15 protein-coding genes are annotated in these 14,979 nt (G+C 73.1%); 6 read left to right on the forward strand and 9 right to left on the reverse strand.

Annotation, left to right across the window (positions count from 1 at the left end):
• From ACO0E0_RS13765 to ACO0E0_RS13795, 7 genes are all read right to left on the reverse strand, one after another.
• Positions 1-1,860 carry an ABC-F family ATP-binding cassette domain-containing protein gene (locus tag ACO0E0_RS13765; RefSeq protein ID WP_422872008.1) on the reverse strand — a complete coding sequence of 620 codons (1,860 nt, stop codon included), beginning with the start codon at positions 1,858-1,860 and terminating at the stop codon, positions 1-3.
• Between the two features lie 52 nt (positions 1,861-1,912).
• Positions 1,913-2,308: a PLDc N-terminal domain-containing protein gene (locus tag ACO0E0_RS13770; RefSeq protein ID WP_422872009.1), complete on the reverse strand. Its 396-nt coding sequence runs from the start codon at positions 2,306-2,308 to the stop codon at positions 1,913-1,915.
• 153 nt (positions 2,309-2,461) lie between these two features.
• Positions 2,462-3,784: a flavin monoamine oxidase family protein gene (locus ACO0E0_RS13775; RefSeq protein WP_422872010.1), complete on the reverse strand. Its 1,323-nt coding sequence runs from the start codon at positions 3,782-3,784 to the stop codon at positions 2,462-2,464.
• Positions 3,785-3,944: 160 nt separating this feature from the next.
• Complete coding sequence (locus ACO0E0_RS13780) at positions 3,945-4,391, reverse strand: molybdenum cofactor biosynthesis protein MoaE (RefSeq protein ID WP_422872011.1); 447 nt, start codon at positions 4,389-4,391, stop codon at positions 3,945-3,947.
• On the reverse strand, positions 4,388-4,933 hold the full coding sequence (locus ACO0E0_RS13785; protein ID WP_422872012.1) for a molybdopterin-binding protein: 546 nt from the start codon (positions 4,931-4,933) through the stop codon (positions 4,388-4,390). The genes ACO0E0_RS13780 and ACO0E0_RS13785 overlap by 4 nt, the downstream gene beginning before the upstream one ends.
• The gene (gene moaC, locus ACO0E0_RS13790; protein ID WP_422872013.1) at positions 4,930-5,445 is read right to left on the reverse strand and encodes a cyclic pyranopterin monophosphate synthase MoaC; all 516 of its coding nucleotides are present in this window, start codon (positions 5,443-5,445) and stop codon (positions 4,930-4,932) included. Before moaC ends, ACO0E0_RS13785 begins: the two co-directional genes overlap by 4 nt.
• Positions 5,442-6,671 carry a molybdopterin molybdotransferase MoeA gene (locus ACO0E0_RS13795; RefSeq protein WP_422872014.1) on the reverse strand — a complete coding sequence of 410 codons (1,230 nt, stop codon included), beginning with the start codon at positions 6,669-6,671 and terminating at the stop codon, positions 5,442-5,444. Before ACO0E0_RS13795 ends, moaC begins: the two co-directional genes overlap by 4 nt.
• Positions 6,672-6,828: 157 nt before the next feature.
• On the opposite strand from ACO0E0_RS13795, the gene ACO0E0_RS13800 reads away from it, so the two are divergent.
• From ACO0E0_RS13800 to ACO0E0_RS13825, 6 genes are all read left to right on the forward strand, one after another.
• Positions 6,829-7,686, forward strand: a complete 858-nt coding sequence (locus ACO0E0_RS13800) for an MTAP family purine nucleoside phosphorylase (protein WP_422872015.1) — start codon at positions 6,829-6,831, stop codon at positions 7,684-7,686.
• Entirely contained in the window at positions 7,683-8,759 is a 1,077-nt protein-coding gene (locus ACO0E0_RS13805; RefSeq protein WP_422872016.1) for an NAD-dependent epimerase/dehydratase family protein, read from the forward strand. The genes ACO0E0_RS13800 and ACO0E0_RS13805 overlap by 4 nt, the downstream gene beginning before the upstream one ends.
• Before the next feature lie 61 nt (positions 8,760-8,820).
• Positions 8,821-9,648, forward strand: coding sequence for a glycosyltransferase family 2 protein (locus ACO0E0_RS13810; RefSeq protein WP_422872017.1), 828 nt, complete (start codon positions 8,821-8,823; stop codon positions 9,646-9,648).
• Positions 9,645-10,295, forward strand: a complete 651-nt coding sequence (locus tag ACO0E0_RS13815; protein ID WP_422872018.1) for a TIGR04282 family arsenosugar biosynthesis glycosyltransferase — start codon at positions 9,645-9,647, stop codon at positions 10,293-10,295. The genes ACO0E0_RS13810 and ACO0E0_RS13815 overlap by 4 nt, the downstream gene beginning before the upstream one ends.
• Positions 10,292-10,957, forward strand: a complete 666-nt coding sequence (locus tag ACO0E0_RS13820) for a methyltransferase domain-containing protein (protein ID WP_422872019.1) — start codon at positions 10,292-10,294, stop codon at positions 10,955-10,957. Before ACO0E0_RS13815 ends, ACO0E0_RS13820 begins: the two co-directional genes overlap by 4 nt.
• A gap of 140 nt (positions 10,958-11,097) precedes the next feature.
• Positions 11,098-12,882: a GH25 family lysozyme gene (locus tag ACO0E0_RS13825; RefSeq protein WP_422872020.1), complete on the forward strand. Its 1,785-nt coding sequence runs from the start codon at positions 11,098-11,100 to the stop codon at positions 12,880-12,882.
• A gap of 121 nt (positions 12,883-13,003) precedes the next feature.
• On the opposite strand, the gene ACO0E0_RS13830 is transcribed toward ACO0E0_RS13825, so the two are convergent.
• Both ACO0E0_RS13830 and ACO0E0_RS13835 read right to left on the reverse strand, forming a co-directional pair.
• Positions 13,004-13,498 (reverse strand): hypothetical protein, encoded by a 495-nt coding sequence (locus tag ACO0E0_RS13830; RefSeq protein WP_422872021.1) that lies wholly within the window; start codon positions 13,496-13,498, stop codon positions 13,004-13,006.
• Complete coding sequence (locus ACO0E0_RS13835; protein WP_422872022.1) at positions 13,495-14,931, reverse strand: molybdopterin-dependent oxidoreductase; 1,437 nt, start codon at positions 14,929-14,931, stop codon at positions 13,495-13,497. Before ACO0E0_RS13835 ends, ACO0E0_RS13830 begins: the two co-directional genes overlap by 4 nt.
• Between the last annotated feature and the right edge of the window lie 48 nt (positions 14,932-14,979).

Below are 14,979 nucleotides of genomic sequence, written 5' to 3' on the forward strand. Positions count from 1 at the left end.
CTACGCCAACTGCTCAGCCACCTCGAGCCACCGCGTCTCGAGCGTCTCGAGCTCGTCGTCCGCCGAGGCCAGTGCCGCCTGCAGGGCGCCGAGCCCCGCGAAGTCCGACTGGTCGTGGGACGCGAACCGGTCGAGCACCGCCTGCCGGTCCTCGCCGACGCGCGCGATGCGACGGTCGAGCGCCGACATCTCCTTCTCGGCGGCCCGTCGGTCTGCGCCCGTCAGGGTCGGGACGGTCGTCACCGACCCGGCCCCGGGCCTCCCGGCCGCGTCGACGGGGGCACCGTAGGACCCGACGGCCGCTGCGGCCACCCGGTTCGTCGCCGCCGACGCGTTCCGCGGAGCGGAGCTGCCCGCGGTGCGGAGCGCCATGTACTCCTCGACGCCCCCGGGCAGGTGCCGCAGGCGACCGCCGAGCACCGCGTACTGCTGGTCGGTGACGCGCTCGAGCAGGTACCGGTCGTGCGAGACGACGAGCAGGCAGCCCGGCCAGGAGTCGAGGAGGTCCTCCATCGCGGCGAGCATGTCGGTGTCGAGGTCGTTCGTCGGCTCGTCGAGGATGAGCACGTTCGGCTCGTCGAGCAGGATGAGCATGAGCTGCAGTCGGCGCTTCTGGCCACCGGACAGGTCCTTGACCGGCGTGGAGAGCTGCGCCGAGCTGAACCCGAGGCGCTCGAGGAGCTGCGAGGGCGTCATCTCCTTGCCGTCGGCGATGTAGCTCGTCTTCTTGCGGGCGACGACCTCGCGGACCCGGTCGTTCGCGAACTGCTGCAGGTCGGCGAGCTGCTGGTCGAGCATCGCCACCTGCACGGTCTTGCCGGTCTTGATCTTGCCGCTCGTCGGCTGGAGTGATCCGGACACGAGCCCGAGGAGCGTCGACTTGCCGGCCCCGTTCGGCCCGAGGATCCCGGTCCGCTCCCCCGGTGCGATCCGCCACTCGACGTGCTCGAGCACCGGTCGCTCGGTCTCCGGGAACTGCACGCCGGCGTCGAGCAGGTCGACGACGTCCTTGCCGAGGCGCGCGGTGGCCATCTGCGACAACGCCACGCTGTCCCGGACGGGAGGCTCGTTCTCGATGAGCTCGTTCGCCGCGTCGATGCGGAACTTCGGCTTGGTGGACCGGGCCGGAGCACCGCGGCGGAGCCAGGCGAGTTCCTTGCGCATCAGGTTCTGGCGCCGGGACTCGGACGCTGCGGCCATCCGGTCGCGCTCGACGCGCTGGAGGACGTAGGCGGCGTACCCGCCTTCGAATGCCTCGACGACGCCGTCGTGGACCTCCCACGTGGTCGTCGACACCTCGTCGAGGAACCACCGGTCGTGCGTCACGACGACGAGTCCGCCGGCGTTGGCGGACCAGCGGCGCTTGCAGTGCTCGGCGAGCCAGGCGATCCCCTCGACGTCGAGGTGGTTCGTCGGCTCGTCGAGGAACAGGACGTCCCAGTCGCCGACGAGCAGCCGCGCGAGGGCGACCCGACGGCGCTGGCCACCGGACAGGTCGTCCACGAGCCCGTTCCAGGCGATGTCGGACACCAGGCCCGAGATGACGTCGCGGATCTTCGCGTCGCCCGCCCACTCGTGTTCCTCGCGATCGCCGACGACGACGCTGCCGACGGTGGTGCCGAGGGGGAGGTCGTCGCGCTGGTCGAGGAAACCGATCGTGACGTCGCGGCGCTGGGTGACCCGGCCGTCGTCCGGTTCGATCCGCTGGGCGAGGAGGGACATGAGCGTCGACTTGCCGTCGCCGTTCCGGCCCACCACGCCGATCCGGTCACCCTCGTCGATGCCGATGGACACGCGCTCGAAGACCACCCGGGTCGGGTACTCGAGATGGAGGTTTTCTGCGCCGAGGAGGTGTGCCACCCGTCAAGGGTAGGCGGTCGGGGTGGGCGGGTCCCCGGACTGGAGGCTCGGCTCAGCTCGGCAGGGCCGGGTCGCCGTCTCCGGCGGCGTCCTTCGCCCGCTTGAGACGGGCCTGGGCCTCCCAGAACCGGATCTCGTCCTCGAGTGCGGCGAGCTCCTGCTCCGTCGCCGTCACCCGCCGGTGTCCGTGGTCGACCCGGGCGTCGCCGAGCGTCGCGAAGCGGTCCTCGCGACGCGCCGGCTCGAGGTACCGCCCGTGGTTCCGCGGGGCGGCCTGCCAGTCGTGTCCGACCACGAACCAGATGACGGCCCCGGCGAACGGGAGGAACACGATGAGCAGCACCCACACGAGCTTCGGGAGGTGCCGGACCTGGGACGAGTCGCGGACGATGACGTCGATGAGCGCGACGATGAGCAGGAGCAGCTCCACGCCGTAGAACAGGGTCATCCCGGCATCCTATGGACTCGCTGAGGACGGCGCAGTCCCCCGGTCAGGTGTCGCCGTCCGGGGCGGTCGAAGATGCGGGAAGCCGCAGTGCGTCCCGCCGCCGACTCGGAGTCCCGGCATGCTCGACCAGCCGTCCGGGCGGGCAGACCACGCTCAGAGCGGAGCGGTGAGGAGCCCGAGGTCCACCTCTCGCCCGAGGACCCGCCGAGCGGCCCGGTGCCCCGACAGCAAGGCGCCGTGCACCGTCGCCGGCTCCTCCGCGAACGTCGCCTCGCCGGCCAGGTGCAGCACGCCGTCGATCGGCTCCGCCACCAGGTCGGGATCCCCCGTCGTGGCGCCGACCCCGAGGTACGAGTAGGACCCCATCGAGTACGGGTCCTGCCCCCATCGGGTGATCCGGTGCGCAACCGGCTGGACCACCGCGTCGCCGTACAGCTCCCGGAGCGCGCCGAGGCCCTCCGCGACGAGGTCCTCGTCCGACTGGTCCTCGAACGCCCGGGCGGACGGACCGCCGACGAGGGCGACGAGCACCGGCTGGCCGGTCGCGCGCCGCAGGTCGTAGAACGAGTGCCACTCGACGCCGCTCCCCTGGCGGCGGACGACGTCGGCGTCCTCCCAGAACACCGACGGGAACCGCAGGAAGACCTTGTCGTAGACGCCCATGCCGAGCCGGTCGATCGCCCCCTGGTTCGGCTGCGGCAGCGGCGGGGCGAACGTCACGCTCCCGGCCTGGAGCACCCCGAGCGGCAGTGTCACGACCGCCTGCACCGCGCTGCGCTCCGACCCGTCCGCGGTCCGCACGACGACGCCGTCCGGACTGCGTTCGACGCGGTCGACGACCTGTCCGAGCCGGACGTCGAGCCCCTCGGCGAACCGGGCCGCGAACTGCCCGTACCCCGCGGGGAAGACGACCTCGTCCCCGGCGACGTGCTCCTCGTCGAGCCCGTGCGCGTCGAGGGCGTCGATCGACGCCCCACAAAGATCTTCGACGCGGTGCCCCATGAACTCGCGCACGCGCTCCGCACGGGCACCGTCCCAACCGAGGTCGAGCAACGCGTGCTCGACGGCCTCGGCGTACGAGGTGCCGGCCCGCGCCGAGGCCACGACTCCCGCGAGTCGGACGTCGAACGCCGCGATGTCGTCGATCCACCGCCGCTGCTCGAACGCCGTCAGACGGCTGCCGTCCGGGGCGTGCATCGCCACCGCGCCGTCGGGCTGGAAGCTCCCGACGGTGAACACCGAGCTCTCGATGCCGAACGCGTCCCGGAGCACGGTGAGCGGGTTGCCGTCGATGCCGTGGATCCACGACGCCCCGAGGTCGACCGGCACGCCGAGCTCCGCGTCGGTCCAGGTCCGGCCGCCGATGCGGTCCCGGGCCTCGAGCACGACGACACGCTGCCCGGACGCCGCGAGCAGTCGGGCCGCGGTGAGGCCGGCGATGCCGGCGCCGACGACGATGGTGTCGAATTGGTCCACCGTCCGATTCTGCCGGTCATCCGCGCGAGACGAGCCCATCCGCCGCACCGAGTCGCCGAGGTCGCCGGCTCTCCGGTCGCGGGCTCTGCTGTCCCGGGCTCTGCTGACCTGGGCCCTGCTGTCCCGGGACGTCGCGCATGCTGCCCCGGACGGCGGCGACTCAGGCGCCCGCGGCCACCCATTCGTCGGAGCCGTCGGCGAACCGCTGGTGCTTCCAGATCGGGACGTCGTCCTTGACGCGGTCGACCAGCGCCGCGCACGCCGCGAACGCCTGCCCGCGGTGCGCGGCGGCGACGACGCAGGCGAGGGCGACGTCCCCGACGACGAGGTCCCCGACGCGGTGCAGCACCGCGATGCGGACCCCGGGGTGGTCGGCGGCGACGGCCGTCGCGACCCGGCCGATGACCTCGCTCGCCGACGGGTGCGCCTCGTACCCGAGCGCACTGACGCCCTTCCCGCCGTCGTGGTCGCGGACCACACCGGCGAACGTCACGACCGCACCGTCCGCGCTCGTGGCGACCAGGGCCTCCAGTTCGGCCACGCTGACCGGACGGTCGACGACGTCGGCCAGGAGGCACGCCCCGCCCGCGCCCGCGGCACCCGTCACGCGGACACCCCCGTGCCGTCTGCCGCGGCCCCGCCCGCCGGTGCGACCGCGGTGCGGCGCGGATGGCCGTCGCCCTCGACCTGGTCGAGGAGGTGGTCGAGCAGCCCGTCGATGATGTCGAGGCCGTCACGGACCCCGCCGCGCGACCCGGGCAGGGTGACGAGGAACGCCCCGCCGGCGCCGAGTCCGGCGACCCCCCGGGTGAGCAGGGACCGGACCCCGACGTCCGTGCCGCGACGTCGGAGTTCCTCGATGATCCCGGGGACTTCGAGGTCGATGAACGGGCGCACCGCCTCGGGGGTCCGGTCGGTGGGCGTGACCCCTGTCCCCCCGGTCGTGATGATCACCCGCGCTCCCCCGGCGAGCGCCCCCGCGACGGTCTCCGCGATCGGACCGCCGTCCGGCACGACGACGGCGCTGTCGAGTGCGAACCCGCGCTCCCGGAGCCACGCGGTGATCACGGGACCGGTCGTGTCGAGGGCGACGTCCGCTGCTGCCGACGTCGAGACGACGATCGCCGCGGCCCGCCCGCGCCCGGTCACGCCGCGCTCCAGTCGCCCGAACGGCCGCCGTGCTTCTCAAGCACCCGGACGTCCGTCACGACGGCGGTCCGGTCGACCGCCTTGACCATGTCGTACACCGTGAGGGCGCCGACGGCCGCGCCGGTGAGGGCTTCCATCTCGACGCCCGTCCGAGACGTCGTGCGGACCGTGACGCTGATCTGGACGCGGTCGTCCGCGCCGACGACGTCGACCTGCACCCCGGAGATCGGCAGGGGATGGCACAACGGGACGAGGTCGCTCGTCCGCTTGACGGCCATGATCGCCGCGATGCGGGCGGTGCCGACGACCTCCCCCTTCGGCAGGGAGCCGTCGAGGATGCGGGCGACGACGTCCGGACGGGTGACGAGCGTCGCGGTCGCCGTCGCCGACCGTGCGGTGACGGCCTTGTCGGTGACGTCGACCATGTGCGCCGTGCCGTCGGCGCGGACGTGTGTGAGCGATCCGGGGTCGTCGGGGGGCGGGGGCGGAGTCGGGATCGTGTCGTCGGTCATCGGATGCTCCAGACGGTCAGCGGGTCGCCCGGTGCGACGGCGTCGACGCCGACCGGGACGTGGACCAGGTGGGTGGCGTCGGCGTAGTGGGCGAGCAGGTGCGAACTCGGCCCGCCGACGAAGTACACCCGTCCGCCACGGACGGTACCGCGACGCACCTGGTGCTTGCCGATGGGCGACGTCGTCGGCTCGCCCGCCGGGAGTCGTTCCGCGGCACGGTCCGCCGGGAGTCCCGCGTGCGCCGCGAGGACCGGTCGGAGGAACATCTCGAAGGACACGAGCGCGGACACCGGGTTGCCGGGGAACCCGATCACCGGGACGGTCCGCGTGTCGTCGACGGCGACCATGCCGACCGCCTGCGGCCCCCCGGGCTGCATCGCGACGGTCCCGACGTCGAGCCCGCGGGGTTCCAGCGCCTGCCGGACGACCTCGAACGCGCCCATGCTGATCCCGCCGGTGGTGAGCACGAGGTCCGCCCAGCCCCGTGCCGCGTCCGCGACCTCGGCGACGAACCGGTCCGGGTCGTCCGGCACACGGACCGCCCGCGACTCCACACCGACCGCCGCGAGCGCCGCACGGAGCGACACGCCGTTCGCGTCGCCGATCAGCGAGGCACGGTCCGGCGACCCGGAGTCGGCCAGCTCCGAGCCGGTCGACACGACGAGCACCCGGGGACGGCGGCGGACGTCGACCGTCCGGACGCCGGCCGCCGCGAGGCTCCCGAGCAGCGCCGGCGTGGTGCGGGCGCCGTGGTCCGCGAGCACGCCACCGGCTGCGATGTCCGATCCACGCGCTCGGATGAACGTCCGCGCAGCAATGCCCGTCGGCACGGTGAGCTCGGTCAGCGCGAGGGCGTCGGGGAACACGACGCCGAAGGACTCGACCGCCACGACGGCGTCCGCGCCGTCGGGGATCGGCGCTCCGGTCATCACCGGAGCGGCCTGCCCGGCACCGAGCGGGCTCGGCACCGCACCGGCCGGCACGACGGCGGCGAGCCGCACGGTGGTCCCGGCATCGGCGGTCCGCAGGGCGAAGCCGTCCATCTGGGAGTTGTCGAACGGCGGGAGGTCGATGGGCGCGAGCACCCGGCTGCCGATCGTCCGCAGGGCGGCGTCGGGTCGGGCGGCGAGCGACTCGACGGTCAGCGGTTCGGTGTCGTCGATCCGGCCGAGCGCGGGCTCCACGAGCGCCCGGACGCGCTCCTGGTGCGCAGCGATGGTCGTCATGGGATGCGTCGTCCTTCCGCGGGCCGGACCGGTACCCCAGTCTGGGGCGACACAGTCTGGGGCGACACCGAACGTTCCCCGGAGGCCCGCAAGTAGCGTAGCGAGCACGACGCCCGCCCCTGGAAAGGACGCCAACCCTGTGGAGAACACTGCACCCGTGACGATCGGCGTGATCGGCGGCTCCGGTCTGTACTCCCTGTTCGACGAGGGCACCGCGACCGAGGTCCAGGTCGACACCCCGTTCGGGCCGACCTCGAGTCCGATCAGCATCGGCACGATGGCCGGACGACGGATCGCGTTCCTCACCCGCCACGGCCGGTCGCACTCGGTCGCGCCGCACCTGATCGACTTCCGGGCGAACGTCTGGGCGCTCCGCTCGCTCGGTGTCCGCGCCGTCGTCTCCTCGAGTGCGGTCGGCGGACTCCACCCGGACTACGCCCCGGGGACCTTCGTCGTCACCGACCAGATCATCGACCGCACCTGGGGTCGCCGCGACACGTTCTTCGACGAGGGCAGCGTCCAGCACCTGTCGTTCGCGGACCCGTTCGACCCGGTGCTCCGCCGGACCGCGATCGCCGCACTCGACGGGCTCGGGGTCGCGGCGAAGCCGACAGGCACGTGCGTCGTCATCCAGGGTCCCCGCTTCTCGACCCGCGCCGAGTCGGTGTGGCTCCGGAACGCCGGCGGACACACCATCAACATGACCATGTCGCCCGAGGTCCCGCTCGCGGCGGAGCTCGGCATCGGCACCGTCAACCTCTCCTTCGTGACGGACGCCGACGCCGGCCTGGCACCGGCCGAGGACGACCCGGCCGAGGACGACCCGGCCGAGACGCACACGGGCACCGGCGCCGTCACCCACGCCCTCGTGATGGAACGTCTGGCCGCCGCGAACCAGGTCATCGTCCGGGCCATCGAGGCGATCGTCCAGGGCATCCCCGACGACTACGCCCCGCGCGACCTCGTCCCGGCCGACGCCACCGCCGAGGTCCTCGCCCGCCCGGTCTCCGCATGAGCGAGCGGGTCCTCGTCACCGGCGGCGCCGGCTTCATCGGCTCCGAGATCGTCCGGCGCGCCGTCGACGCCGGGCACGCTGTCCGGGTCCTCGACTCGTTCCGACCCGACGTGCACGGCGACCCGACCCCGATCGTCGAGCGGCTCGACGCGATCGGGGTCGAGGTCGTGCGCGGCGACGTCCGCGACGCCGCCGCCGTCGACGACGCCCTCAACGGGATCGACGTCGTCTGCCACCAGGCCGCCAAGGTCGGGCTCGGCGTCGACTTCCAGGACGCGCCGGACTACGTCTCGAGCAACGACGTCGGCACCGCGACGGTCCTCGCCGCGATGGACCGTGCGGGCCTCGACCGGTTCGTGGTCGCGAGCTCGATGGTCGTCTACGGCGAGGGTGCCTACCGCACCGCCGCGGGTGCGCCGGCGCGGCCACCGGCACGCCGCCGCGAGGACCTCGACGCCGGCCGGTTCGACCCGATCGGCGACGACGGCCAGCCGCTCGTCCCGGAACTCATCGACGAGGGTTCCGCCCTCGACCCCCGGAACGTGTACGCCCAGACCAAGGCGGCGCAGGAGCACCTCGCGTCGTCATGGGCCCGGGCGACGGGCGGTCGGGCGGTCGCACTCCGGTACCACAACGTCTACGGACCGGGGATGCCGTCGAACACCCCGTACGCCGGGGTCGCGTCCCTGTTCCGGTCGGCGCTGTCCCGCGGCGAGGCACCCCGCGTCTACGAGGACGGCGCCCAGCGTCGCGACTTCGTGCACGTGTCCGATGTCGCCGACGCGAACCTCGCCGCGATCGCGGCCACGGCCTCGAGCGCCCCGGACAGCTTCGCGGCCTACAACGTCGGTTCCGGGCACGTCCACACCATCGGCGAGATGGCCGCCGCGATCGCCGGGAGCGACGGTCCGCGACCGGTCGTCACGGGCCAGTACCGCCTCGGCGACGTCCGCCACGTGACCGCGTCGAGCGCTCGGATCGCGGCGGAGCTCGGCTGGCGCGCCACCGTCGACTTCGAGGACGGCATGCGCGAGTTCGCGACCGCACCCCTCCGCGCGGCGGTCGACGGGTGAGCGCCGTGTCCGTGCGACGCGCCGAGGCCACCGAACACCGGGAGTGTTCCGAATGACCGGTATGAGCGTCGATGTGATCCTGCCGTGTCTCGACGAGGCCGAGGCACTCCCGGCGGTGCTGACACGCCTGCCCGCCGGGTACCGGGCGATCGTCGTCGACAACGGCTCGACCGATGGTTCCGCGGACGTCGCGCGGGCCCACGGTGCGCTCGTCGTCACCGAGACCCGGCGCGGGTTCGGGTCGGCCTGCGCCGCCGGGGTCGGAGCTGCCACCGCCGACGTCGTCGCGTTCTGCGACGCGGACGCCTCGATGGACCCGCTCGAGCTGACCACGCTCGTCGACCGGGTCACGGGTGGCCGCGTCGACCTCGCCCTCGGCCGTCGTCGTCCGACCGGACGCGGGGCATGGGCGCCGCACGCCCGACTCGCGAACGTCGTCCTGGCGTTCCTGATGCGCCGCGCGACCGGGTACCCGCTGCACGACCTCGGGCCGATGCGCGCGATGCGCCGGGACGCCCTCGTGGCGCTCGACCTGCAGGACCGCCGGAGCGGGTACCCCCTCGAGATGGTGCTCGCGGCGCACCGCGCGGGCTGGCGGGTCGACGAGTCGGACATCGGGTACGCGCAGCGCATCGGCGACAGCAAGGTCACCGGCACGCTCCGCGGCACCGTCAACGCCGTCCGGGACATGTCGCGACTCCTCAGCGGGTACCGGGCCGAGGCCCGCGCGAGCGCCCACGACGTGGTCGCCGACGACGGTCGGGAGGCACGGGGTGCGTCGCGTACGACCGGTCCCGTCGCGGACGGGACGCGTCCCGAGGGCGTTCCCGCGCCCCTCCCCACCGATCGGGCGTCCGACGCGAGCCGCACCACCGGGGCCCGCCCGTGACGGCCGTCGCGCTGATCGCGAAGGAGTGCGTGCCGGGCCGCGTGAAGACGCGCCTCGCACCGGCGATCGGCCACGAGCACGCCGCGGCCGTGGCCGCCGCGAGCCTCGCGGACACGATCGACGCCGTCCTCCGGATGCCCGCCGACCGACGCATCCTGCTGTTCGACGGCTCGACGCCCCCGGCGGGCACCGAGTCGTTCGAGGTCATGCCGCAGGTGACGGGCGGCCTCGACGAGCGCATCGCCGCGATGTTCGACGCCGTCGACGAACCGACCCTGCTCGTCGGCATGGACACCCCGCAGCTCGCGCCGTCGCACACCGCGGCGGTGTTCGCCGAGGCCAGGCACGCCGAGCAGCACGACGCATGGTTCGGTCCGGCCTCCGACGGCGGCTTTTGGGGCCTCTGGCTCCGCGAGCCGGACGGCGACCTGGTCCGGGGCGTCCCCATGTCCCGCGACGACACCGGTGCGCTCCAGCTCGGACGCCTCCGTGGGGCCGGGCTCCGCGTCGGGGTCCTCGACGAGCTGCTCGACGTCGACACGATCGAGGACGCGCGCGCGGTCGGGGCGCTCGTGCCCGGCTCCCGGTTCGACGCCGCGCTCACCGCCGCGGTCGCCACCGCACCACAGCAGAAGGTGACACGATGACCGACCTCCAGGCCCGATCGGCGTTCGGCGCGGGTGGCGACGAACCGTACGCCGCCGCGCTCCGCACCGACGGACACATCCGCCTCACCGACCCGGACCGCCCGGGTGCTGTGGTCACGTTCGACGTCGGACGGTGGTCGGCCCCCGCGGACCACGTCGACCGTTCCCTGTTCGACGGCGTCGACGGTCCGGTGATCGACATCGGCTGCGGGCCCGGACGGATGCTCGTCGCCGCGGCGGACATCGGCGTGCCCGCGCTCGGGGTCGACGTCTCCCCGGTCGCCGTCGCGATCGCGAACCGGTCCGGCGGTCGGGCCGTTCGCGGCTCGGTGTTCGACCCCGTGCCGGACGAGGGACACTGGGACACCGCGCTCGTCATCGACGGGAACATCGGCATCGGCGGGGACCCGGTCGCCCTCCTGACCCGGTGCCGTGACATCGTGCACGAGCACGGCCGGATCGTGGTCGAGACCGCTCCGGACGACGATGCGGACCGCTCGTACCACGCGACGATCGTCGACGCCGACGGCCGTTCGAGCAGCACCTTCCCGTGGGCCGAGGTCGGCCGTCGGGCCCTCGCCGAGCACGCCGCCACCGCCGGGATGACCGTCCGGACGTCGTGGACGGCCGGCGGCCGGGCGTTCAGCGAGATCGTCTCCTAGCGCTCCCGGGAGGCGCCCGGGCCCCGGCGGCCACGCGTGCGAACACACCCGATCGGGGGTGTTCCGCTTCATCGGTCCTCGCTTACCCTCGAATGGGCGCGGTACCAGGGAACTGACGCCCCCGATCAGGGAGTCTCTTCGTGCAACCCATAACACGGGTGGGCATCGCGGCCGTCGCGACCACCATCTGCGCAACCATCGCGCTGACCGCAGGGCCGGCCGTCGCCGTCACCCTGACCGCTCCGGACGTCGCCACCGCGACGTCCCCGACCGCCACCTCGACGTCCACGCCGTCCGTCTCGGCATCCGCATCGCCGTCCGCATCGGCCTCGCCGTCCGCGTCTGCATCGGCATCCCCGTCCGGGTCGGCATCACCGTCCGCATCGGCATCGCCGGCCGTCCCGGCGCAGGGCACGACCACCGACCCGACGCTCGCGGAGCAGAACGCCGCGGGCAACCACGAGATGGGGTCGACCATCCCGAAGCCCACCACCAGGGGTCTCGTCCGCGCTGCCGTCGCCCCGGGAGCCGTCGCCGGTACCCCCGGGATCGACGTCAGCGCATGGCAGACCGGCGTCAACTGGGGCGCCGCTGCGGGTGCCGGTGTCCGGTTCGCCTACATCAAGGCGTCCGAGTCGACGACCTACACGAGCTCCCAGTTCAGCCAGCAGTACCAGGGCTCGTACCAGGCGGGCATGGTCCGGGGCGCGTACCACTTCGCCGTCCCGAACAAGTCGAGCGGTGCGACCCAGGCGAACTACTTCGTGGACCACGGCGGCGGATGGTCCGCCGACGGGCGGACGCTCCCGCCGCTGCTCGACATCGAGTACAACCCGTACTCCGGGTCGGACGGGACGAACTCGTGCTACGGCCTGTCGCAGGCCGCGATGACGCAGTGGATCAGCGCGTTCTCGAACCAGATGCGCGCGCGGACCGGGATCTGGCCGGCGATCTACACGACCACCGACTGGTGGAAGACGTGCACCGGCAACAGTTCGGCGTTCGGCGGCAACCCGCTCGTCATCGCCCGCTACCCGTCGTCCCTCAGCTCGGGGTCCGGGACGCTCCCGGCGGCTTGGAAGAACTACGCCATCTGGCAGTACTCCTCGACGGGCAGCGTCGCGGGCATCGCGGGCAGCGTCGACCTCGACACCTTCAACGGCACGACGGACGGTCTCGCGCAGTTCGCCCGGACCGGCAGTCCCGTCGCCGCGACGACGACGCCTCCGCCGCCCGCGACTCCCCCGGTCCTCCCGAACGCGACCACCTCGCTGTCGGCCTACGGCATCTTCTTCGGCGGCCAGCAGCTCGCGTCGGCGAACAAGCAGTACACGATGAACATGCAGGCGGACGGCAACCTCGTCGTCTACGGCAACGGTCGAGCACTGTGGTCCACCGGCACCAGCGGGAACCCCGGCTCGACGGTCGTCATGCAGACCGACGGGAACTTCGTCCTCTACGACGCGAACCAGCGTGCGCTGTGGTCCACCGGCACGAGTGGGACCGGGGCGACGACCATCACCATGCAGGACGACGGTGACCTCGTGGTGACCGCCGGCAGTTCGGCCAAGTGGCGGAGCGGCGGTCCCGGCGCGGACACCGCCATCACCGGCACGAAGCTGACGTCCGGGCAGTACCTGCACTCGCCGAACGGGGTCAAGCGGCTCACGGTGCAGTCGAACGGCCAGCTCGCCCTCACGAGCGGGTCGACCACGACCTGGTCGTCGAAGGTGGGGTCGGCGGGTTCCCGGCTCGAGATCCAGGCCGACGGCAACGTCGTGCTGTACGCGTCCGGAGGGACCGCACTGTGGTCCACCGGCACCAGCGGCAGCGCCGCGAACCAGCTCCGCGTGCAGGACGACGGCAACGTCGTGCTCTACCGCGGCGGCACTGCGATCTGGAGCACCGGGACGCAGAACCGCTGACGTTCCCGCACCGTCCGGCCTGCCCCGGAGCATCGACACCCCGCCGGGTCACCGGCGGGGTGTCCGTGCTCCGGGGCAGCACGACGTCCAGCATGCGTCCGTCGACGCCGGCCCATCGGGGTCAGACGGTCGGACCGCTCCGGCGGGCTCGACGCGCGAGGCCCCGCCCGACGACGAGCGCGACGACGACCACCACGGCGAGCACCGCCTCGACCACGAGGAACCGCACCGTGTAGTCGAACGGCAGCACGGTCGGGTTCTTGGCGCCGTGGTGCTGCGCGCCGATCTCCGGGAGCACCGTCACCGCGAGCACCGCGCCGACGACGATCGCGGCCTGCACCACGACGAGCACCCACGTCCGGAGCGATCGTCCGGCGCGGCGGAGCTGCAACCCGACGAGGACGATGAACGGCGACAGGATCGCGTCGTGCAGGATCACCGCCCCGAGCAGCCAGGTCGCCAGGCCGCCGATGCGGGCCGGCTTGAGCGTGGTCACCATCGTGTACGCACCGAACGCCAGCACGAGGACGCCGACCCACACGAGCACGATGCGGGCGACACGGATCCGACGGCCGACCGGGGCCGCGCCGGCACCGTGCTCGACCGCGCCGCTCACGACAGCACCTCGATCGACTCGATCCACTTGGTCTGCAGCACCCCGGGACGTCCCGGTGCGATGACCCGGGCGGGGTACCCGTGGTCGATGTCGAGGTCTGCGCCGTTCAGCTCGAGCGCGACGAGCGTCGTCGGGTCGGTGGTGAACTCCGGCCCCATCTCCATGATGCGGTAGCCGCCGTGCTGTTCCAGGCTCGTCACCCGCACCCGCGACGCAGGCGGTGCCCCGACGAGACCGACGAGGTCGCGCATCCGGATCCCCCGCCATGCGGCCATCTGGCTCCACCCCTCGACGCACGAGATCGGCAGGTCCGCGGCGACGAGCCCCATCCCGCGGAGCTCGTCCCGTGAGAACCGCTTGCGGATGCCGTTCCCCGTGATCGTCAGCCCCCAGTCCGCGGCCATCGCCGTCTCGGTGACCCCGGCCGCCTTCGCGGTCCGGTTCACCGGCAGGCCGCCCGGGCCGGTGCCCCGCTGGCGCGGCGCGAAGACGTTGAACGGCTCCCCGAGGACGCTCGACTGCCCCACCGTGAGCACGACGACGCCGGCGACGGCGGCGCCGACCCCGGCGAAGAACCCGCGGCGCGCGAGGCGCTGCCGTCGTCCCGCACCCACGGGGTCGGGTGTCGCCACCGGGAGGCGTTCGACGGCGGCGGTGTCGTCGGCGTCCGCCACCCAGTCCGCGTCGGTCACGCCCGGCGCGCCGGCCCGCTCCGTCATCTGCGCACGGGAGGCACGGCGCGCGTCCGCCTCGTCCGCCCGGACCGCGACCTGGGTCGCGTCCGCGGCCCGGTCCACCCAGCGCATCACCGCACCGACGAGTCCGCGCGGCGGTGCGTCCCGGACGTCCGGGACGAGTTCGCTCCCGACGGAGCGGTCCTCGACGAACCGGCCCTCGGCGTCGTACGCGTCGCGCTTCCGCCAGTACCGCGCGATGATCCGGAGCTTGACGCCGATGTGGATCGCGAGCGAGCCGATGAGCACGTAGGAGAGGGCGTAGTGCGTCTGGCGGAACGGGAACGGCCAGGGGTACCACTGGTACGTGTTGACGAGGCCGGTCATCACCTGCACGATCGCACCGGAGACGAACACGGCGATCGAGAGCCGCTCGAGCAGGTGCAGGACGCCGCGCACGGGCGGGTCCTGGACGAGCGACGGCATCACCACGTTGAGCTTGGCGAGCAGGAGCGGGATGATCGCGATGCCGGCCGTGATGTGCAGACCCTGGGTGAACTGGTAGAGCCGCACCGGTCGGGTCGGGAAGTGCATCCACGGCAACGGGTCCTGCAGGAAGTGGCTGTAGAGGCCGGTGCCGAAGCAGACGACGAACGCGATCCCGAGCAGCCGGCCGAGCACGACGGCGCTGCGGGCGTTCCGGTTCGGCGAAGCGAGTCCGCGACGGAGGTCGACGAGCACGCGGCGCAGGAGGTTCATGCCCGTTCCTCTCCCGGTAGCCTCGACGGACCATGCCGACCGAGTCGA

The sequence above is a fragment of the Curtobacterium phyllosphaerae genome (genome assembly GCF_049341865.1).
Lineage (GTDB): Bacteria > Actinomycetota > Actinomycetes > Actinomycetales > Microbacteriaceae > Curtobacterium > Curtobacterium phyllosphaerae.

Excerpts from the sequence above, each read along its gene's own strand:
- ACO0E0_RS13770 (WP_422872009.1), bottom strand. The coding sequence starts at position 2,308 with ATGACCCTGTTCTACGGCGTGGAGCTGCTCCTGCTCATCGTCGCGCTC.
- moaC (WP_422872013.1), bottom strand. The coding sequence starts at position 5,445 with ATGACCGACGACACGATCCCGACTCCGCCCCCGCCCCCCGACGACCCC.
- ACO0E0_RS13795 (WP_422872014.1), bottom strand. The coding sequence starts at position 6,671 with ATGACGACCATCGCTGCGCACCAGGAGCGCGTCCGGGCGCTCGTGGAG.
- ACO0E0_RS13805 (WP_422872016.1), top strand. The coding sequence starts at position 7,683 with ATGAGCGAGCGGGTCCTCGTCACCGGCGGCGCCGGCTTCATCGGCTCC.
- ACO0E0_RS13810 (WP_422872017.1), top strand. The coding sequence starts at position 8,821 with ATGAGCGTCGATGTGATCCTGCCGTGTCTCGACGAGGCCGAGGCACTC.
- ACO0E0_RS13820 (WP_422872019.1), top strand. The coding sequence starts at position 10,292 with ATGACCGACCTCCAGGCCCGATCGGCGTTCGGCGCGGGTGGCGACGAA.
- ACO0E0_RS13835 (WP_422872022.1), bottom strand. The coding sequence starts at position 14,931 with ATGAACCTCCTGCGCCGCGTGCTCGTCGACCTCCGTCGCGGACTCGCT.